We start from the raw sequence: 18,108 nt of genomic DNA on the forward strand, positions 1-18,108 counted from the left end.
ACATGCCGGATCATCTGACCATCGTCACCCATCCGCTGGTGAGCCACAAACTCAGCATCATGCGCGACCGCGAGACCTCGACCGCGGGCTTCCGCAGGCTTCTGCGCGAGATCAGCCTGCTGCTGGCCTATGAGGTCACGCGCGAGCTGCCGATGACGACGCGGCGGATCGAGACGCCGATCCAGGAGATGGACGCGCCCGCCATCGAGGGCAAGAAGCTGGCGCTGATCTCGATCCTGCGGGCGGGGAACGGGCTCCTGGACGGGATCCTGGAGCTGATCCCGGCGGCGCGGGTGGGGTTCATCGGGCTCTACCGCGACCCCGAGACTTTGCAGCCGGTGCAATACTACGCGAAACTGCCCGATCAGCTGGAGGAGCGGGTCTCGATCGTGGTCGATCCGATGCTGGCGACGGGCAATTCCTCGGCGGCGGCGGTGACGCTTCTGAAACAATCGGGGGCGAAGAACATCCGCTTCCTGTGCCTGCTGGCGGCGCCCGAGGGCGTGGCGCGGATGAAGGCGGCGCATCCCGACGTGCCCATCGTCACCGCCGCGCTGGATGAGCGACTGGACGATCACGGCTATATCGTTCCGGGCCTGGGTGATGCGGGTGACCGCATGTTCGGCACGAAATAGAGTATAAATCGGGCCGATACCCTTTACTCGCGAATCAAACTGATTCACAATTCCGGGCAGGCTGCCTGGGGGTGGATCATGTCTGGTAAAGTTGTTTCTGCCGCCCTTCTGCTGGCGGCGGTGGTGGGTTCCCCTGCTTTGGGCGATCTGCGCGGGCCGGCGGAACTGCCGCCGCCCGGCTATAATGGTCAACAATATGTGGACAGTCGCGGCTGCGTCTTTCTGCGCGCGGGCCATGGCGGGCGCGAGGCCTGGGTGCCGCGGGTGACCCGCGACCGCAAGCAGCTTTGCGGCTATCCGCCCTCGGGCCGGGCGGTCGAGACCTCCGAAACGCCCGCGCCGAAGCCCGTCGCGAAGGCGGAGCCGGTTCCCGCACCGAAACCCGCACCGAAATCCACGCCCAAACCCGTGGCGGCGGCGCCGAAACCGGCCCCCGCTGCGGCAAAAGCCGCGCCAGCGGTCAGCCCCTCCAAACCGGCGTCTGCTCCGGCCAGCGGCGGCGTTTCGGCGAAGAAAATCGTGGTCGTTCCGGCTGATGCGATCCCCGCTCCGCCGCCGGGCTACAAGCTGGCCTGGGAGGACGACCGGCTGAACCCGAACCGCGGCAAGCAGACCGTCCAGGGCGTGAGCGACCAGGACCAGATCTGGACCCGCACGGTGCCGGCCGAATTGCGCGCGGGCAGCGATGTCGAGGAACGGCCGCTGAAGGTCGTGGTGCGCCTCAGCGAAGGCAGCCTTACCGGGCGGTCGGAGATCGTGGTTTCCACCAAATCCGAGCCGAAAATGGTGGCGGAGAAACCGGCTCCGGCAAAGGCCGCGCGGATCTTCGTCCAGGTCGGCGCGTTCGGGGTGCCCGCCAATGCCGAGGGCACGATCGGTCGGCTTGGCGCCCTGGGGCTGCCGATGGCGCGCGGCAAAGCGGGCGCTTTGCAGGTGGTCTATGCCGGGCCGTTCGCCTCGGCCGCCGAGGCGAAGGCGGCGCTGGCGGCGGTGCGCGGCGCCGGATTCCCGGATGCGGTGATCCTGCGCTGAGCGCGCTCACCCGTCTGAGCAGACCGATTGCAGCGCGATCCAGTCGTCGTCGGGCAGCAGCGGCGTGGCGATCAGGCCGCGGAACGGATCGGCCTCCTGCATCGCGGCGCTTTCCGGGCCGGCCAGCCACTGCGCATAGGGCGTCAGCGGCACCTGGGCCTCGGTGAAGGCGGCGGTGAGGCGGGTCAGCGGCGGCGGCGAATCCTGGCGGCGCAGGAACGCCTCGCCATAGCCGTCGAGCGCGCCCGCCGGCAGATCGCCCGAGGTCAGCAGGTCGAAACTTGCTTTCAGCCCGGCGTGGTCGAGAATGTCGCGCATCGGATCGGTGAGTTTCGCCGCCAGCCCTTCGGCCAGCGCGGCCCCGGCCAGCGCATCGGGCGCATCCTGTTCGATCAGACCTTTCGGCAGCAGGATCACGCCGCCGGGCAGATGAGCGGGGCGCGACAGGCCCTCGGGCAGGATATAAAGGATCGGCGTGTCCTCGGGGCCGAAGACGCGCTCGGCCAGCGCCGCCAGCGCGGGCAGGCCCACATCGCCGTCGCAGGGCGCTCCGGTCAGCCGGATCACGTCGTCGAGCGCGCGCATCCCGATCTCGGCCCGTTTCGGCGCCGGCACCACCGAGGCGGTATGCGAGATCAGCACCCCCGGCAGCACCAGAACCGCCACCGCCGCAATCGCGGCCACCGTGCCGCCGATCAGCCAGCCGCGCAGCCGCCCCGGATGCGGCCGCGCCGCGCGCACCGCGGAATGCACGGTTTTCAGCGCCGAGACCATTGCCTCGTCCTCGATCTCGACGGATTCGCGGGAATCCTCGCCGGGGGCGAAGACGGCGGGGCGCTGGCCCGGATTGATCCGCCGCACGGCGGGCAGCGACCAGTGGCTGAGCGCGGTTTCCGACCGGGGATCCGACAGGACGAGCGTCGCCTCGCCCATGCGCACCACCACTTCGCGGCGCTGATCCTCTGGCGCGTCGCGCCACAGGCCGATACATTCCAGACGCTGATACTGCCTCAGCGCGGTGCCGGTGGAGGGGAGCGTCTGCCTGCCTGCTCGTCTTTTCATGACCGGACCTTAGCCGCCCGCAGGGCGGGCGACAACGCCCGGCTTTCCGGCCCCGTGCTTTCCCCGCCGAAATGTCGTTTTCGGACGAGCACAAGGCGGGCGGGACGGGCCAGATGACCGGCGAGGGAGCGTGTTCCGATGAATGTTCAGACGCTTGTCCCCGACCGCACCATGGCGGCGGTGGGGCTGACGGTGACTTACGCCGCCATGGTGGGGTTCAGCGACAATTTCGTCCGCCTGGTGGCCGATGAGACCGGCCTGTCGCAGTTCCATTTTACCCGCAGCCTGATGGCGCTGGCGATCATCGGGCTGGTGGCGCCTTTTCTGGGGCTGCGGCTGCGCGCAGTGCGCCCCTGGGCGGTGATGCTCAGGGCGGTGCTTCAGGGCACGGCGATCTTCATCTATTTCGGCGCGCTGGCCTTTCTGCCGGTGGCGCTGGCGGCGGCGGGGCTGTTCACCGCGCCGATCTTCGTGCTGCTGATCTCGCGCTTCGCGTTCGGCGAGGCGATCGGGCCGGTCAGGATCCTCGCTGTGGCGCTCGGCTTCCTCGGAGTCGTGCTGGTGCTGGGGCCGGCGGCGCTGGCGGGGGCGACGCTCGCCGCGGTGCTGCCGGTGGCGGCGGCGGTGGTCTATGCGCTGTCGAACATCGTCACCCGCAAGCTCTGCGCGCAGGAGACGCCCGAGACGCTGCTCGCCGCCTTCTTCGTGGTGCTGGGGCTTTACGGCGTGATCGGGATGGCGGTCTTCGCGCTCTGGCCGCTGCCGGTGCCCGCGGGCAGCGACGGCTTCGTGCTGCGCGGCGCGGTCTGGCCCGATGCGCGGTATCTGGGGCTGATGGCGCTCCAGGCGTTTCTCTCGGCGGTGGGGGTGGGGATGTGCACCCGCGCCTATCAGCTGGCCGATACCGGGCGGGTCAGCGTGATCGAATATATGGTGCTGCCGAGTTCGGCTTTCTGGGGCTGGATCCTGTGGGACGAAAGCCTCGGCTGGCGGGCCTGGGCCGGGATCGCGCTGATCGTCCTTGCGGGTGCGATGATCGCGCTTCGCGCGCATGAGGCCGCGCGCCACGGCGAGGCCGCCACCGGGTGACAAGGGGCCGCTTGCGCAGTAAGGCTGGGGCGTAAATCCGGTGCGAGGGCGGTTATGTCGGTCGAATCCTATCTGAAGAAACATACCGAGACGCTGGTCAAGGATGTGGGGATCGAGGCGGCCTGCGCGATCACCGGCAAATCCAAGGCCACGCTGGGGCGCTATTATTCCGACAGTGCGGAACATGCCGACCGTTTCATGCCGGTCGATGTGGTGGCCGCGCTGGAAGCGGCGGCGCGTTTCCCGCATGTCACCGCCGCGCTGGCCGATCTGCGCGGGATCACGCTGGCCTATGACAATGAGCGAACGGGGCCGACCACCACCGGGGTGAACCAGGATGTGGTTGCGCTGGCGCAGCGGTTCGCGATGCTGATGAGCGAATACAATTCCGCCATCTCGGACGGCAAGATCAGCATCAACGAGGCCAAGCGCCTGCTGCGCGAGACCATCGCCATCCAGCAGGTGCTGTTGCAGATGAAACTGAACCTTGAGGACGAGGTGGTCTGAGGGCCGGAAGGCCGGGGCCGAGGCGCCTCTGGCCCGCGCCGGACGCCTCCGGCGGGGGTATTTATCTCAGGATGAAAGGGCTTTTCACCCTGATCCAAATACCCAGGGGGGGTGAGCGAAGAAGCTGCGGGGGGAGATGACGCGCCCCTTTCCCCCGTATCCTTCCGTGTGGGTTTTCCGAAAACTCAGCCGCGGCGGCCGGGGCCTCCGGTGCCGCCCGGGCGGCGCGATGGCGTGCCGCCGCCGCCCTGCGGACGAGCAGCGCCCGGCCGGGCTGCGGGTTTCGGCCCCGAGGAGGGTTTTCCGGCGCCTTGTTTGCCCGGTCCGGCCCCGGGCCTCGGGCCGCGCTGGCCCTGCGGGCGCTGGCCGCGGTTCTGGCCGGGCTTCGGCGCCGCGGCGACCACATCGGCCGCCCAGGGCGCGCCGCCCAGCACCGGCAGCGATTTTTTCAGCAGTTTCTCGACCGCCTGCAACTCGCCCATCTCGGCGGGGGCGCAGAAGCTGAGCGACGAGCCCTCGGCCCCGGCCCGCGCGGTGCGGCCGATACGGTGGACGTAATTCTCGGGCACGTTCGGCATGTCGTAGTTGTAGACATGCCGCACCGTCGGAATGTCGATGCCGCGCGCGGCCACATCGGTGGCGACCAGCACGTCGACCTCGCCCTGGCGGAACTCGGTCAGGATGCGGTCGCGCTGGTTCTGGCTGCGGTTGCCGTGGATCGCGCCGACCCTGAAGCCCCATTGCGCCAGCACCTTGGCCAGTTTGTCGGCCCCGTGCTTGGTGCGCGAAAACACCAGCGCCGCCTCGCCCGGGTGTTTCTTCAGATATTCCTCCAGCAGCCGCGCCTTGTCGCCGTTGGGGATGAAATGCACCCCTTGGGTGACCTTTTCGGCCGGCTTGCCGGGCGGCGCGACCTGGACCTTGACCGGATCGCGCAGATAGGTCTCGGCGATCTCGGTGATGTCTTTCGGCATGGTGGCCGAGAACATCAGCGTCTGGCGTTTCAGCGGAATGTGCTTCGCGATCCGCCGCAGCGAATGGATGAAGCCCATGTCGAGCATGTGGTCGGCCTCATCGAGCACCAGATAGCCGCATTTTTCCAGGCTCACGTCGCCGCGCTCGATCAGGTCGATCAGGCGGCCCGGGGTCGCCACCAGCACGTCGGCGCCTTTCAGCAGGCTTTGCGCCTGGCGGTTGACCGAGGCGCCGCCGACGACCATCACCACCTTGACCGCGGTGCCCTGGGTGAAGGTCAGGAAATTGTCCTTGATCTGGGTGGCGAGTTCGCGGGTCGGCACCAGGATCAGCGCGCGGATGTTCTTCGGCCCCGGCGGGTGGCCGATGTCGAGCAGCCGGTGCAGGAGCGGCAGGCCGAAGGCGGCGGTTTTGCCGGTGCCGGTCTGCGCCAGCCCCATCAGGTCGCGTCCCTGCATGATCTGCGGGATCGCCTGGGCCTGGATCGGGGTCGGTTGTTTCAGCGCGGTCTTTTCCAGCGCTTTCAGGATCTTGGGCGAAAGGCCCAGGGCTTCGAATGTGGTCATCTGGTGTCCGGGGAAAAGGGATCGGGGGCAGCGCTGCCCCTGGTTGCCCACGGGATGCGCAGGAAACGCCCGGAAAGTCAACCTGGACAGGTGAAAAGGGCCCGCGCGGGCGGACCCTTTGCCTGGTGGCGAAGCGAAACCTTACTGCGGCTTCACATATTCCGGCAGCGCTTTCAGCGCGTCGGAGGTCAGGCCGGTATGGGCGATCACGGTGCCGCTCTCGTTGCGGTACAGCTTCACATCATCGGCGCCGAGGCTGACGGTATGGACGCCCATCCCGAGGAAACCGCCGACATCGACCACGATCCCGGCAACCGGGCCATCGGTGCTCAGCTCGATATCCGAGACGGTGCCGATGTTCGAGCCGTCAGCCGAATAGAGCGTGGCGCCCATCAGCTGGTCGGCGGTGACCGCGGTCCAGTCGGTCAGTTCGGTATAGCCCTCGGGCACGATGAACGTGTCGGTGGCGGCGGGCATGTCGGTCGTTGCCGGCATATCGGTGGTGTCCGCCGGCACCTGGGTGGTGCCATTGGCCGGGTCCGTCGCTTCGGGGGTGGCGCGCGGCTGGTCCTCGATCAGCGGATCGGCCGGAACCCCCGAGGGTTCGGTCGCGCCGGGTTCCGTCGTGGTTCCGGTGTCCGGCAGGGTGGTCGTGCCGCTGTCAATGTCGGGGCTGGGCACGATGGTATCATTGGTCTGCGGGTCGGTGGTGTCGTCCTGGGCCAGGACGGGGGCCGCAAGAAGCAGGGCCGAAGTGAAAGCGGCATATGCCGGGATCCGTTTCATGGTTCTCTCCTCATATAGTTTCAGGCGTTCAGCCGACCCGGAGAGAACGCGGGTCCGGCCCGGATGATCCGCGTCCGGCCGATATCCGGCGCCCGGGCGGCGGGCTGAGCGGGCGCTTGCCGGATCGCCGCGCCGGGCTGAGAGGAAACCCGCCGTCTCACCATCATGTCAGGGCGCCGCCGGGAACCCCGGGCGCGGATCGCGGAACGGAAAAGGCGGCAGGGAGATCCCTGCCGCCTTCAACGCATGTCGGAAGCGAAGCCTCAGCCTTGCAGCGTGCGCACGCCGTAGCCCTCGCCACGGGCTTTCATCGCGGCCACCGCGGCGACACTGGCGGCGGCGGTGGTGAAATAGGGGATCTTGTCCATCAGCGCCACGCGGCGGATATCGCGCGAGTCGCTGACCGACTGGCTGCCCTCGGTGGTGTTCATCACCAGTGCGATGTCGTTGTTCTTCAGCCGGTCGACGATGTTCGGGCGGCCCTCATAGACCTTGGCGACCGATTCCGCCCCGATCCCCGCCGCCTTCAGCCAGGCCGCGGTGCCGCGGGTGGCGATGATGGCGAAACCCATGGAAACCAGATCGCGCGCGGCTTCGGCCAGCGCATCGGTCTTGTCGGCATCCTTGACCGAGAGGAACACCCGGCCCGCCTCGGGCAGCACCATCCCCGCGCCCATCTGTGCCTTGAGGAAGGCGAGCGCGAAATTGCGGTCCCAGCCCATCACCTCGCCGGTGGAGCGCATTTCCGGCCCAAGCAGCGGGTCGACGCCGGGGAAGCGGGCGAAGGGCAGCACCGCTTCCTTGACCGAGAACCAGGGCGTGATCGGATCGGCGAGCGTCATCGGATCCGCCAGCGGCAGCGCGCTGTCCGGCCCGACGCCCTCGGCATAGGGCGCGCGTTCGGGGAAGGCCGCGAGCTTCTCGCCCGCCATCAGCCGCGCGGCGATCGAGGCAATGGCGCTGTCGGTCGCCTTGGCGACGAAAGGCACGGTGCGGGATGCGCGCGGGTTCACCTCCAGCACGTAGATCACGCCGTCCTTGATCGCGAACTGCACGTTCATCAGCCCGACGACGTTCAGCGCGCGGGCCATCTGCACGGTCTGCGCCTTCAGCTCGGCCACGGTCTCGGCCGAGAGCTGATGCGGCGGCAGGCAGCAGGCCGAGTCGCCGGAATGGACGCCGGCTTCCTCGATATGTTCCATGATCCCGGCGACATGCACCGCCTCGCCATCGGACAGCGCATCGACATCCACCTCGACCGCGCCGGAAAGGTAGCTGTCGAGCAGCACCGGCGAGGTGCCGGAGACCTGCACCGCGGTGTTGATGTAGCGTTCAAGCTGTGCGTCGTCGCGCACGATCTCCATCGCGCGGCCGCCCAGCACGTAAGACGGGCGGATCACCAGCGGGTAGCCGACGCGGGCGGCGATCTCGAAGGCCTCCTCGCGGGAATGCGCGATGCCGTTGACGGGCTGTTTCAGGCCCAGATCGTTGAGCAAAGCCTGGAACCGCTCGCGGTCCTCGGCCAGGTCGATGGCGTCCGGCGTGGTGCCGAGGATCGGGATCCCCTCATCCTTCAGCGCCTGCGCCAGTTTCAGCGGAGTCTGGCCGCCGAACTGCACGATCACGCCGTGCAGCGTGCCATTCTCCTGCTCGACCCGCAGGATCTCCAGCACATGTTCCAGCGTCAGCGGCTCGAAATAGAGCCGGTCCGAAGTGTCGTAATCGGTCGAGACGGTCTCGGGGTTGCAGTTGACCATGATCGTCTCGTAGCCCGCCGCGGTCAGCGCGAAACAGGCGTGGCAGCAGCAATAGTCGAACTCGATCCCCTGGCCGATCCGGTTCGGCCCGCCGCCGAGGATGACGACCTTCTTCGCCGCCGTGGGGCGCGATTCGCATTCCACATCGCCCATCGCGGGCATTTCATAGGTGGAATACATATAGGGCGTCTGCGCCTCGAATTCGGCGGCGCAGGTGTCGATCCGCTTGAACACCGCGGTGACCCCGAGGCCGCGTCTTGCGCGCCGCACCGCGGATTCGGGCTGGCCGGTCAGTTTCGCCAGCCGCGCATCGGTGAAGCCCATGATCTTGAGCGTGCGCAGCCCCTCGGCGGTGGCGGGCAGGCCGTGGGCGCGGATCTCGTGTTCCGCCACGATGATCTCGCGGATGCGGGCGAGGAACCAGGGATCGAAAGAGGTGATCGCCTGGATCTCGTCATCCGTCAGGCCAAGGCGCATCGCCTGGGCGATCACCCGCAGCCGGTCGGGCGTGGCGACGCTGAGCGCCTTGGAAATCGCCGCCTTGTCGGGCGCGCCGGGGATCTCGATCTCGTCGAAGCCGGTCAGGCCGGTCTCCAGCGAGGCCAGCGCCTTTTGCAGGCTCTCATGGATGGTGCGGCCGATGGCCATCGCCTCGCCCACCGATTTCATCGCGGTGGTCAGGAACGGCTCGGAGCCGGGGAATTTCTCGAAGGCGAAGCGCGGGATCTTGGTGACCACATAGTCGATGGTCGGCTCGAAACTCGCGGGCGTCACCCGGGTGATGTCGTTGTCCAGCTCATCGAGTGTATAGCCCACCGCCAGTTTCGCGGCGATTTTCGCAATCGGGAAGCCGGTCGCCTTGGACGCCAGCGCCGAAGAGCGGCTGACGCGCGGGTTCATCTCGATCACCACCATGCGGCCGTCGGCCGGGTTGATCGCCCATTGCACGTTCGAGCCGCCGGTCTCGACCCCGATCTCGCGCAAGACGGCGATCGAGCCGTTGCGCATGATCTGATATTCCTTGTCGGTGAGCGTCAGCGCCGGGGCGACGGTGATCGAATCGCCGGTATGGACGCCCATCGGGTCGATGTTCTCGATGGAGCAGACGATGATCGCATTGTCCGCCTTGTCGCGGACGACCTCCATCTCATATTCCTTCCAGCCGAGCAGGCTCTCGTCCACCAGCACCTGGGCCATGGGCGAGGCTTCCAGCCCCGAGCGCACGATGGCCTCGTAATCGTCGCGGTTATAGGCGACGCCGCCGCCGGTGCCGCCCAGCGTGAAAGCGGGGCGGATGATCGCGGGCAGGCCGATTTGCTCCAGATCCTTCATCGCCTGGGCCACGCCCGCCGCGATGTCGTATTTGCCGTTCGCCAGTTTCGGCGCGGCGACGATGGTGGCCTTGGGGTTTTCCAGCCCGAGCCGGTCCATCGCCTCGCGGAACAGCTTGCGGTCCTCGGCCATCTCGATGGCCTCGCGCCGCGCGCCGATCAGTTCCACACTGAACTTTTCCAGCACGCCCATGTCGGCCAGCGCCAGCGCGGTGTTGAGGCCCGTTTGCCCGCCCATCGTCGGCAGAATCGCATCGGGGCGCTCTTTCTCGATGATCTTGGCGACCACCTCGGGGGTGATCGGCTCGATATAGGTGGCGTCCGCCAGACCCGGGTCGGTCATGATCGTGGCCGGGTTCGAGTTGACCAGGATCACCCGGTAGCCCTCTTCCCGAAGCGCCTTGCAGGCCTGGGCGCCGGAATAGTCGAATTCGCAGGCCTGGCCGATGACGATTGGCCCCGCACCGATAATCATGATCGAGTGGATATCTGTCCGCTTCGGCATGTCGGCTTCCCCAGGCTGTGCGCAAATCGTCCGGGGTTATAGAACGACACGGCAGCGGCGCAAGGGGCAAACCGACGTGTCTATTCCGTCTGGCGCAGCGCGGCGCTTGCGCATATTCCTGCGGGGAATATGAGCGATGCAGCAGTGATCCTTGTCGAACATGGGCCCGGGGGCCAGCCGGCGTGCTTCCGCGCGCCGCGCGAGGTGATCATTGCCGCCGGCGCCGATGAGGTCGCGCCCGCGCTGGCGCGCGCCGAGGCTGCGCGGGCAGGGGGCGCCTGGCTTGCCGGATATATCGCCTATGAGGCGGGCTATGCCGCCGAGCCGAAGCTCGCGCCGCTGATTCCCGGCGATCTGCCCGGCCCGCTGGTGGCTTTGGGCGTGTTCGATGCGCCCGGGGATGCCGCACCGGTGCTGGCCGCGATGGATGCGGCGGCGGGAGGGGCGAGCATCACCGCGCCCGAGCCGCTGATCACGCGCGAGGCTTACGGCACGGCCATCGCCCGGGTGCTCGATTATATCGCGGCGGGCGATTGCTACCAGGTCAACCTGACCTTCCCGATGGGGGCGGAACTGGTCTCGGGCACGCCTGCCGGGCTTTACGGCCGCCTGCGGCGCACCGGCCCGGTGGGGCACGGCGCCTATGTCGATCTCGGCCAGGGGCCGGTGGTGGTTTCGCGCAGCCCCGAACTGTTCTTCCGGCTCGATGAAGGGGGGCGTATCGTCACCCGCCCGATGAAGGGCACCCGTCCGCGCGACGCTGATCCCGCCCGCGACGCGGCCCTGGCGCGCGATCTGTTCGAGAGCCCCAAGGACCGGGCCGAGAATCTGATGATCGTCGATCTGCTCAGGAACGACATCAGCCGCATCGCCCGGGTCGGCAGCGTGAAGGTGCCCGCGCTTTACGCGATCGAACATTACGCGACCGTCCACCAGATGGTTTCCGAGGTCGAAGGACAGCTTTCCGAACCTGCGAGCCTGCCGGCGCTGGTGGCGGCGCTGTTCCCCTGCGGCTCGGTCACCGGGGCGCCGAAGATCCGCGCGATGGAGATCATCCGCGAGGTCGAACCCTTTCCGCGCGGCGTCTATTGCGGCGCGGTGGGCTGGATGGCGCCGGACGGGCGGGCGGATTTCTCGGTGGCGATCCGCACGCTTTCGGTCTTCGGCAGCGCGATCACGATGAATGTGGGCGGCGGCGTGGTGCATGGCTCCACCGCCGATGGCGAATGGGAGGAGGCGCTGTGGAAAGCGCGCTTCGTGAAGGCGGCCGTCAGCCAGGACTGAAGCTGATCGAGACCGTGTTCTGGGACGGCGCCCGCGCGCCGCGCTGGTCCCTGCATCTGGCGCGGCTGACCCGCAGCGCCGCCCGCCTCGGCTGGGACCACCCCGAGCCGCCCGCGCCCCGGTCCGGCGGCGCCCCCGTCCGGCTGCGCCTGACCCTGGATGCACAAGGCGGGACGGTATGGGAGGAACACCCGCTGCCGGCCGCGAAACCCGAATGGCGGGTGACGCTCGCGACCACACGGCTCTCTCCGGACGACCCCTGGCTCTCGGTGAAATCCACCCGCCGCGCGGTCCACGATACCGCCCGCGCCGCCCTGCCCGCGGGGATCGACGAGGCAATCTTTCTCAATCCCCGCGGAGAGGTCTGCGAGGGCACCATCACCACGGTTTTCTTCGACCGCGGCCAGGGGCTGCGCACCCCGCCACTCGCCTGCGGCCTGCTCCCGGGCGTGTTGCGCGCGGAACTCGGCTGCCCGGAAGAGATCCTGTTGGCCGAAGACCTGCCGCAGGTGCGGCTCTGGGTGGGCAACGCCCTGCGCGGGCTGATCCCGGCGGTGCTCATTCCCGAATGCGGCGCGGGCTGAACCCGGGGAAGCCTCCGGCGGGGGTATTTAAGTCAGGATGAAAGCCCTTTCACCCTGACCCAAATACCCCGGGGGAGTCGCGGAACGCGACGGGGGCGGCGCCCCCTCGCGCCGCTTGACCCCGGGCGGGGCGGGGTCTACCAGCGATACCGATCCCAGCGGAGAACTCTCATGCCCACCTGGTCCGCCCTCACCACCCTGACCGGCGAAGACAATGCCCGCGCGCTTGGCGAGGCGCTGGAGGAGATCGAGCCCGAGCCCTGCGGCGTCGGCGTTTTCGAGGTCGAGGACGGCTCGGGTCTCTGGGAAGTCGGCGCTTATTTCCTGGCGCCGCCCGACGGGATCGTGCTGGAGATCCTCTCCACCGCTTATGGTGCGAAAAGTTTCCTCGTCTCGGAACTGCCCGAGATGGACTGGATCGCCAAGGTGCAGCGCGAGTTGCACCCGGTCGATGCCGGGCGGTTCTTCGTCTACGGCAGCCATGATGCCGACAAGGTGCCCGAGGGGCGGGTCGCGTTGCAGATCGAGGCCACCATGGCCTTTGGAACCGGACATCACGGCACCACGCTCGGCTGCCTGCTGGCTTTCGACAGGCTCTGTGACCAGGGTTTCCGCCCCGCGAAAGTCGCTGATATCGGTGCGGGCACCGCGGTGCTGGCGATGGCGGCGGCGAAGATGCTGCCCGGGGCGCTGGTGATCGCCTCGGACATCGACCCGGTGGCGGTGGATGTGGCGAGGGCCAATGTCGCGATCAACGGGCTGGAGGGGCGGGTGGAATGCCTGGAGGCCGCAGGCTTCGATCACCGCCGCCTGAAGACGGCCGCGCCTTACGATCTGATTTTCGCCAATATCCTGAAAGGGCCGCTGATCGAACTGGCACCTTCGATGTCGGTGATGGCGGCGCCGGGGGCGAGGGTGATTCTCTCGGGCCTGCTGGTGATTCAGGCCGAGACGGTCATCGCGGCTTACGAGGCCTCAGGTTTCCGTCTTTCCGATCGAAACGATCTGGGCGAATGGTCGGCATTGGTGCTGGAACGGATATAACTATCTGAAAATATGTAACAAATGCCGCGTTTCTTCACGGGAAAGCCGCCTTCCGCCCCAGATTTGCCACAATTTGAACGCACCAATTCCTTAAGGCGGGGGCCTTGGGAGTAACTGGTATGTCTTTATCGGACTCGAATTTCAAAGAGTTTTCCGGCCGCCTGCGCCGGATCGAGAAAGCACATCGCAAGGGTTACGGGTTCGAGGCTCAGGGCACGCTGGGCCGGTCCTCCACTTACCGGCGCGAGGGCTCGCTGGCGCGGATCCTGCGCGCGGCGCTTCTGGTGCTGGCGGTGGGCTGGGTGATGAAGGGCGCGATCTATTTCTACGTCGGCCATGAGGTCTATCACCAGCGCCTCGCGGATCTGGCCACCGGCACCGATTTCGACCCGGTGGCGGCGCGGATCATGTCGGCCGATCCGGTGACGAAGCTGATCGCCTCTTTCCTGGGCGAGGTCTTCCCGAAGATCTGACGGCCACGCGATCCCCGGCCTGTTTCAGGTAAAACCGCCCTCGGCCAGGCCGTGCGGCGGTTTTCTTCTGGCCAGGCCCGATAACCGGACCCCAAAAAGCAGAAGGACCGCCAGCGCTTTCGCGTCAGGCGGTCCGGATTGTCCGGCGACCCGTCGGTCGGGGAGAAGAGCCTGCGCTCAACGCCCCATCATCTCGATGTCACCGCGGCACAGGCCGATATCGTCCAGCTCGCGATCCGAGAGCTTCGACAGGGCCTTGCGGGTGACGCGTGCGTCGTTCCAGGCTTTGAACGCGGCAAAGATGCCGGTAAAGCCGTTGACGGCGCGATACGTCGTGATGGCGCCGAACGGCGCGGGGCGGCTCGTTTCGATGGCGGCCATGGGACTGTTCCTTTTTCAGACTGCTTAACACGAGGGCATCTTGCTTCTCGCACAGCCAGATAATCTTGCTGCATGTGCAAAGCAAGCCATGGGCAAGCAAGCCCGGAATGCAGCCGCTGCATGACTGAAGTCACAATTCGGCCATAATATCGGGCAGATCCATGCTGCACGTGCAGAAAATGTCGGAGGTGCAGGCGGAACCGTCGTTTCCGGGCGAAGCCCGGGCCCCGCCTTTCCGCCCCGCAATCCGGAAACAAGCCCATTGGCGGATGTTCCCTTTTCGTGCTAGTCAGAGGAAAAGCAGGAATGGGGCGGGCATGCGGGTGATCGGCATAGATCCGGGGCTGAGGAATCTCGGCTGGGGGGTGATCGACGTCGCGGGCGCGCGCATCACCCATGTCGCCAACGGCATCTGCCATTCCGATGCGGGGACCGGCGATCTGGCGCGGCGGCTGGCCTCGCTGCATTTCCAGCTGACCCATGTGTTCGGAGAGTGGCGGCCCGAGACCGCAGCGGTCGAGCATACTTTCGTCAACAAGGATGCGGTGGCGACGCTGAAACTCGGCCAGGCGCGGGGGATCGCGCTGCTGGTGCCGGCGCAATTCGGGCTGGAGGTCGGCGAATACGCCCCCAATGCGGTGAAGAAAACCGTGGTCGGCGTCGGCCATGCCGCCAAGCAGCAGGTGGATCACATGGTGCGGCTGCATCTGCCGGGGGTGAAGATCGCCGGGGCCGATGCGGCGGACGCGCTGGCGATCGCGATCTGCCACGCCCATCACATGCAAAGCGCCGGTCGTTTGCAGGATGCGCTGCGGAGGGCGGCGGGATGATCGGGCGGATCGCGGGCCGGCTGGACTGGAAGGGCATCGACTCGGTGCTGATCGACTGCCGCGGCGTGGGCTATATCGTCCATGTCTCGGACCGCACGCTGGCGGGCCTGCCGCCCGCGGGCGAGGCGGTGGCGCTTTATACCGATCTGCTGGTGCGCGAGGATCTGCTGCAACTCTTCGGCTTCCCTTCGATGCTGGAGCGCGAATGGCACAAACTGCTGATGACCGTGCAGGGCGTGGGCGCGAAGGCCTCGATGGCGATCCTCGGTGCGCTCGGGGCCGAGGGCGTGGCGCGGGCGATCACCCTGGGCGATGCGCGCGCGGTCCAGGCCGCGCCCGGGGTAGGGCCCAAGCTCGCGCAACGGGTGATCCTGGAGCTGAAATCGAAAGCGCCCTCGCTGATGGCGATGGGCGGCGGGCTGGCACGTAACGACGCCGCCGATTTCGAAGATACAGTGATCGAAGAGGCGAAACCCGCCCCCGCGCCGCGCAAGCCCGCAAAGCCGAGCGAGGGCGCCAAACGCGCGGCCTCGGCGGCGGATGCGCTCTCGGCGCTCGCCAATCTGGGCTACGGCGCCGGGGATGCGGCCGAGGCGGTGGCGGTGGCCTCGGGCGAGAACCCGGATGCCGACACCGCCGCGCTGATCCGGCTGGCGCTGAAACGGCTCGCTCCGCGCTGATCTTGTCCGGCCCGGGCAGCCTGCATATCTCTTCCGGGCAGGAGAGATGAAGATGGGCAATATCCGCAGTTTCGTTCTGATGGCCGCGCTGACGGCGCTGTTCATGGGGGTGGGCGCGCTGATCGGCGGCACCACCGGGGCGGTGATCGCGCTGGTGATCGCGGGCGGCATGAACCTGTTCGCGTTCTGGAACTCGGACAAGGCGGTGCTGAACATGACCGGCGCGCGCGAGGTCGATCTGCGCACCGCGCCTGACCTCGTGGCCATGGTTCACGGCCTTGCCGACCGGGCCGGTATGCCGCGCCCGAAGGTCTTTATCATCGAGACCGACCAGCCGAACGCCTTCGCCACGGGGCGCAACCCGCAAAACGCCGCCGTCGCCGCGACCACGGGCCTTCTGCGCTCGCTCACCCGCGACGAGATCGCGGGCGTCATGGCGCATGAACTCGCCCATATCCGCCACCGCGACACGCTGACGATGACCATCACCGCGACCATGGCGGGCGCGATCTCGATGCTGGCGAATTTCGGCCTGCTCTTCGGCGGATCGGACCGCGACCGCCCCGGCGGGCTGATCGGCACGCTGGCGCTGATGATCCTCGCGCCGCTCGCCGCGGGTCTCGTGCAGATGGCGATCTCGCGAAGCCGCGAATACGAGGCCGACCGGCTCGGCGCGGAGATCTGCGGCAATCCCGGCTGGCTCGCCTCGGCGCTGCAAAAGATCGAGCATCTGGCCCGGGCCCGCATCAACCCCCAGGCCGAGCGCAATCCGGCGCTGGCGCATCTGTTCATCATCAACCCGCTGAACGGCCAGGGCGCGGACAATCTGTTCTCGACCCATCCCGCGACCGCGAACCGGGTGGCGGCGCTGATGAAACTGCAACCCGCGCGCCAGAGCGGCATCCCGCGGGTGCGCCCCCGTTCCCGGGGTCCCTGGGCCTGACTGCCCGCGCATGGGTATTTGGATCAGGATGAAAGCCCTTTCACCCTGACTTAAATACCCCCGCCGGAGGCAGCGCCGTCAGGCGCTACCCGCTTGCAAACCGCGCGCCGTTCGGGGATTGTTCCGGCCATGCTCCAGCCCGATCCTTCCCTGCGCCCCGAACGCCTGCCCGAAGACGGCGATCGCGCCCTGCGGCCGCAGGCGCTGGAGGATTTCGTCGGCCAGGCCGAGGCCCGGGCCAATCTGCGCGTCTTCATCGAAAGCGCGAAGATGCGCGGCGAGGCGATGGATCACACCCTGTTCCACGGCCCTCCCGGCCTCGGCAAGACCACCCTCGCCCAGATCATGGCGCGCGAGCTTGGCGTCGGGTTCCGCATGACCTCGGGCCCGGTGCTGGCGCGGCCCGGCGATCTCGCCGCGATCCTGACCAATCTGGAACCGCGCGACGTGCTGTTCATCGACGAGATCCACCGCCTCTCGCCGGTGGTCGAGGAGGTGCTCTATCCGGCGATGGAGGATTTCGCGCTTGATCTGGTGATCGGCGAGGGGCCGGCGGCGCGCACCGTCCGCATCGATCTGCAACCCTTCACGCTGGTCGGCGCGACCACCCGGCTCGGCCTCCTGACCACGCCTTTGCGCGACCGTTTCGGGATCCCGACCCGGCTGCAATTCTACACCGAGGACGAGTTGTTCCGCATCGTCTGGCGCGGCGCGGGCCTTCTGGGCGTCGAGGCCGACGAGGCCGGCTGCCGCGAGATCGCGCGCCGCGCCCGCGGCACGCCCAGGATCGCCGGTCGCCTTCTGCGCCGGGTGGTCGATTTCGCGCTGGTCGAGGCAGGGGGCCGGATCAGCCGCGAGCTTGCCGACCGGGCGCTGACCCGGCTCGGGGTGGACAACATCGGCCTCGATGGCGCCGACCGCCGTTATCTGACGCTGGTGGCCGAAAACTACGGCGGCGGCCCGGTCGGGGTGGAAACCATCGCCGCCGCGCTGTCCGAGCCGCGCGACGCGATCGAGGAAGTGATCGAGCCCTATCTCCTGCAACAGGGCCTGATCCAGCGCACCCCGCGCGGTCGCATGCTCGCGAGCCGCGCCTGGCGCCACCTCGGGCTGGAAGCGCCGAGACAGCCCGGCCAGGGCGAGTTGTTCCAGGGCTGAGCGCGCGCCGCATGGGTGTTGCGCTTTTGCGGGAGCGCGACGCACGGGCCGGCTGATCCCACGCACAGCGGAAATCTCTCACCGCGTGAATTACCCTGTTCTGTCCGCACCGGCAGCCGTCAGGCCCACCCCTTACAATGAACCCCGGTTGCTGTTTTGCAACTTGCGGAATGCAAAAGGCGCCCCAAGGGGGCGCCCGTCTTTCACTCATACCATATTCACGCGGTCAGTCCTTCTGGTTCATTGAGGTTGTTTGCCCTGCATGCGGCGGTGAGGGTATTTGCCAGGAGGCATGCGATTGTCATGGGTCCGACGCCGCCTGGGACGGGGGTGATGGCGCCTGCGACGGCTTTGGCGCTGTCGTAGTGGACATCGCCGACGAGCCTGGTCTTGCCGTCACGCTCGATGCGGTTGATGCCGACATCGATCACGGTGGCGCCGGGTTTCACCATGTCGCCGGTGATCATCTCGGGCCGGCCCACGGCG

Annotated in this window: 17 protein-coding genes and 1 pseudogene; 12 read left to right on the top strand and 6 right to left on the bottom strand. The window is 67.7% G+C overall.

What is annotated here, in order from left to right; genetic code table 11:
• The first annotated feature begins 2 nt into the window (after nucleotides 1-2).
• Together upp and XINFAN_RS12840 are read left to right on the top strand one after the other, a co-directional pair.
• The gene (gene upp, locus XINFAN_RS12835; protein WP_124087269.1) at nucleotides 3-635 is read left to right on the top strand and encodes a uracil phosphoribosyltransferase; all 633 of its coding nucleotides are present in this window, start codon (nucleotides 3-5) and stop codon (nucleotides 633-635) included.
• A 78-nt stretch (nucleotides 636-713) separates the two neighbouring features.
• The gene (locus tag XINFAN_RS12840) at nucleotides 714-1,667 is read left to right on the top strand and encodes an SPOR domain-containing protein (protein ID WP_124087270.1); all 954 of its coding nucleotides are present in this window, start codon (nucleotides 714-716) and stop codon (nucleotides 1,665-1,667) included.
• Between the two features lie 6 nt (nucleotides 1,668-1,673).
• Here the strand turns inward: XINFAN_RS12840 and XINFAN_RS12845 are convergent, their stop codons facing one another.
• Complete coding sequence (locus XINFAN_RS12845) at nucleotides 1,674-2,729, bottom strand: hypothetical protein (RefSeq protein WP_124087271.1); 1,056 nt, start codon at nucleotides 2,727-2,729, stop codon at nucleotides 1,674-1,676.
• A 138-nt stretch (nucleotides 2,730-2,867) separates the two neighbouring features.
• On the opposite strand from XINFAN_RS12845, the gene XINFAN_RS12850 reads away from it, so the two are divergent.
• Together XINFAN_RS12850 and XINFAN_RS12855 are read left to right on the top strand one after the other, a co-directional pair.
• Nucleotides 2,868-3,818, top strand: coding sequence for a DMT family transporter (locus tag XINFAN_RS12850; RefSeq protein ID WP_124087272.1), 951 nt, complete (start codon nucleotides 2,868-2,870; stop codon nucleotides 3,816-3,818).
• A 54-nt stretch (nucleotides 3,819-3,872) separates the two neighbouring features.
• Nucleotides 3,873-4,325: a hypothetical protein gene (locus tag XINFAN_RS12855; RefSeq protein ID WP_124087273.1), complete on the top strand. Its 453-nt coding sequence runs from the start codon at nucleotides 3,873-3,875 to the stop codon at nucleotides 4,323-4,325.
• 185 nt (nucleotides 4,326-4,510) lie between these two features.
• Here the strand turns inward: XINFAN_RS12855 and XINFAN_RS12860 are convergent, their stop codons facing one another.
• The 3 genes from XINFAN_RS12860 to carB all read right to left on the bottom strand — a co-directional run bounded on the left by XINFAN_RS12860 (nucleotide 4,511) and on the right by carB (nucleotide 10,245).
• Nucleotides 4,511-5,866, bottom strand: coding sequence for a DEAD/DEAH box helicase (locus XINFAN_RS12860; protein WP_124087274.1), 1,356 nt, complete (start codon nucleotides 5,864-5,866; stop codon nucleotides 4,511-4,513).
• Between the two features lie 141 nt (nucleotides 5,867-6,007).
• Nucleotides 6,008-6,652: a PRC-barrel domain-containing protein gene (locus XINFAN_RS12865; RefSeq protein WP_124087275.1), complete on the bottom strand. Its 645-nt coding sequence runs from the start codon at nucleotides 6,650-6,652 to the stop codon at nucleotides 6,008-6,010.
• Nucleotides 6,653-6,915: 263 nt separating this feature from the next.
• The gene (carB, locus tag XINFAN_RS12870; RefSeq protein WP_124087276.1) at nucleotides 6,916-10,245 is read right to left on the bottom strand and encodes a carbamoyl-phosphate synthase large subunit; all 3,330 of its coding nucleotides are present in this window, start codon (nucleotides 10,243-10,245) and stop codon (nucleotides 6,916-6,918) included.
• Between the two features lie 129 nt (nucleotides 10,246-10,374).
• On the opposite strand from carB, the gene XINFAN_RS12875 reads away from it, so the two are divergent.
• The 4 genes from XINFAN_RS12875 to XINFAN_RS12890 all read left to right on the top strand — a co-directional run bounded on the left by XINFAN_RS12875 (nucleotide 10,375) and on the right by XINFAN_RS12890 (nucleotide 13,630).
• Nucleotides 10,375-11,529 carry an aminodeoxychorismate synthase component I gene (locus XINFAN_RS12875; protein WP_233352203.1) on the top strand — a complete coding sequence of 385 codons (1,155 nt, stop codon included), beginning with the start codon at nucleotides 10,375-10,377 and terminating at the stop codon, nucleotides 11,527-11,529.
• Nucleotides 11,487-12,113 carry an aminotransferase class IV gene (locus XINFAN_RS12880; protein WP_435530871.1) on the top strand — a complete coding sequence of 209 codons (627 nt, stop codon included), beginning with the start codon at nucleotides 11,487-11,489 and terminating at the stop codon, nucleotides 12,111-12,113. Before XINFAN_RS12875 ends, XINFAN_RS12880 begins: the two co-directional genes overlap by 43 nt.
• Before the next feature lie 171 nt (nucleotides 12,114-12,284).
• Nucleotides 12,285-13,157 carry a 50S ribosomal protein L11 methyltransferase gene (locus XINFAN_RS12885; RefSeq protein WP_124087278.1) on the top strand — a complete coding sequence of 291 codons (873 nt, stop codon included), beginning with the start codon at nucleotides 12,285-12,287 and terminating at the stop codon, nucleotides 13,155-13,157.
• 119 nt (nucleotides 13,158-13,276) lie between these two features.
• A complete protein-coding gene (locus XINFAN_RS12890) occupies nucleotides 13,277-13,630 on the top strand; it encodes a hypothetical protein (RefSeq protein ID WP_124087279.1) in 354 nt (117 codons plus the stop codon).
• Between the two features lie 177 nt (nucleotides 13,631-13,807).
• On the opposite strand, the gene XINFAN_RS12895 is transcribed toward XINFAN_RS12890, so the two are convergent.
• A complete protein-coding gene (locus tag XINFAN_RS12895) occupies nucleotides 13,808-14,011 on the bottom strand; it encodes a DUF1127 domain-containing protein (protein WP_124087280.1) in 204 nt (67 codons plus the stop codon).
• 317 nt (nucleotides 14,012-14,328) lie between these two features.
• Here XINFAN_RS12895 and ruvC point away from each other — a divergent pair, with 317 nt between their 5' ends.
• The 4 genes from ruvC to ruvB all read left to right on the top strand — a co-directional run bounded on the left by ruvC (nucleotide 14,329) and on the right by ruvB (nucleotide 17,622).
• A complete protein-coding gene (gene ruvC / locus XINFAN_RS12900) occupies nucleotides 14,329-14,841 on the top strand; it encodes a crossover junction endodeoxyribonuclease RuvC (RefSeq protein ID WP_124087281.1) in 513 nt (170 codons plus the stop codon).
• A complete protein-coding gene (ruvA, locus tag XINFAN_RS12905; RefSeq protein WP_124087282.1) occupies nucleotides 14,838-15,521 on the top strand; it encodes a Holliday junction branch migration protein RuvA in 684 nt (227 codons plus the stop codon). The genes ruvC and ruvA overlap by 4 nt, the downstream gene beginning before the upstream one ends.
• Before the next feature lie 52 nt (nucleotides 15,522-15,573).
• Nucleotides 15,574-16,464 carry a zinc metalloprotease HtpX gene (gene htpX / locus XINFAN_RS12910; RefSeq protein WP_124087283.1) on the top strand — a complete coding sequence of 297 codons (891 nt, stop codon included), beginning with the start codon at nucleotides 15,574-15,576 and terminating at the stop codon, nucleotides 16,462-16,464.
• Between the two features lie 129 nt (nucleotides 16,465-16,593).
• A complete protein-coding gene (gene ruvB, locus XINFAN_RS12915) occupies nucleotides 16,594-17,622 on the top strand; it encodes a Holliday junction branch migration DNA helicase RuvB (RefSeq protein WP_124087284.1) in 1,029 nt (342 codons plus the stop codon).
• A gap of 218 nt (nucleotides 17,623-17,840) precedes the next feature.
• Here the strand turns inward: ruvB and XINFAN_RS12920 are convergent.
• Nucleotides 17,841-18,108, bottom strand: a pseudogene (locus XINFAN_RS12920) (bifunctional methylenetetrahydrofolate dehydrogenase/methenyltetrahydrofolate cyclohydrolase); the annotation flags it as partial.

The organism is Pseudogemmobacter humi (assembly GCF_900609055.1).
Lineage (GTDB): Bacteria > Pseudomonadota > Alphaproteobacteria > Rhodobacterales > Rhodobacteraceae > Pseudogemmobacter > Pseudogemmobacter humi.

What these genes read in the sequence shown, in the direction of transcription:
- upp (WP_124087269.1), top strand. Translation starts at nt 3, where the DNA reads ATGCCGGATCATCTGACCATCGTCACCCATCCGCTGGTGAGCCACAAA.
- XINFAN_RS12840 (WP_124087270.1), top strand. Translation starts at nt 714, where the DNA reads ATGTCTGGTAAAGTTGTTTCTGCCGCCCTTCTGCTGGCGGCGGTGGTG.
- XINFAN_RS12845 (WP_124087271.1), bottom strand. Translation starts at nt 2,729, where the DNA reads ATGAAAAGACGAGCAGGCAGGCAGACGCTCCCCTCCACCGGCACCGCG.
- XINFAN_RS12850 (WP_124087272.1), top strand. Translation starts at nt 2,868, where the DNA reads ATGAATGTTCAGACGCTTGTCCCCGACCGCACCATGGCGGCGGTGGGG.
- XINFAN_RS12855 (WP_124087273.1), top strand. Translation starts at nt 3,873, where the DNA reads ATGTCGGTCGAATCCTATCTGAAGAAACATACCGAGACGCTGGTCAAG.
- XINFAN_RS12860 (WP_124087274.1), bottom strand. Translation starts at nt 5,866, where the DNA reads ATGACCACATTCGAAGCCCTGGGCCTTTCGCCCAAGATCCTGAAAGCG.
- XINFAN_RS12865 (WP_124087275.1), bottom strand. Translation starts at nt 6,652, where the DNA reads ATGAAACGGATCCCGGCATATGCCGCTTTCACTTCGGCCCTGCTTCTT.
- carB (WP_124087276.1), bottom strand. Translation starts at nt 10,245, where the DNA reads ATGCCGAAGCGGACAGATATCCACTCGATCATGATTATCGGTGCGGGG.
- XINFAN_RS12875 (WP_233352203.1), top strand. Translation starts at nt 10,375, where the DNA reads ATGAGCGATGCAGCAGTGATCCTTGTCGAACATGGGCCCGGGGGCCAG.
- XINFAN_RS12885 (WP_124087278.1), top strand. Translation starts at nt 12,285, where the DNA reads ATGCCCACCTGGTCCGCCCTCACCACCCTGACCGGCGAAGACAATGCC.
- XINFAN_RS12890 (WP_124087279.1), top strand. Translation starts at nt 13,277, where the DNA reads ATGTCTTTATCGGACTCGAATTTCAAAGAGTTTTCCGGCCGCCTGCGC.
- XINFAN_RS12895 (WP_124087280.1), bottom strand. Translation starts at nt 14,011, where the DNA reads ATGGCCGCCATCGAAACGAGCCGCCCCGCGCCGTTCGGCGCCATCACG.
- ruvC (WP_124087281.1), top strand. Translation starts at nt 14,329, where the DNA reads ATGCGGGTGATCGGCATAGATCCGGGGCTGAGGAATCTCGGCTGGGGG.
- ruvA (WP_124087282.1), top strand. Translation starts at nt 14,838, where the DNA reads ATGATCGGGCGGATCGCGGGCCGGCTGGACTGGAAGGGCATCGACTCG.
- htpX (WP_124087283.1), top strand. Translation starts at nt 15,574, where the DNA reads ATGGGCAATATCCGCAGTTTCGTTCTGATGGCCGCGCTGACGGCGCTG.
- ruvB (WP_124087284.1), top strand. Translation starts at nt 16,594, where the DNA reads ATGCTCCAGCCCGATCCTTCCCTGCGCCCCGAACGCCTGCCCGAAGAC.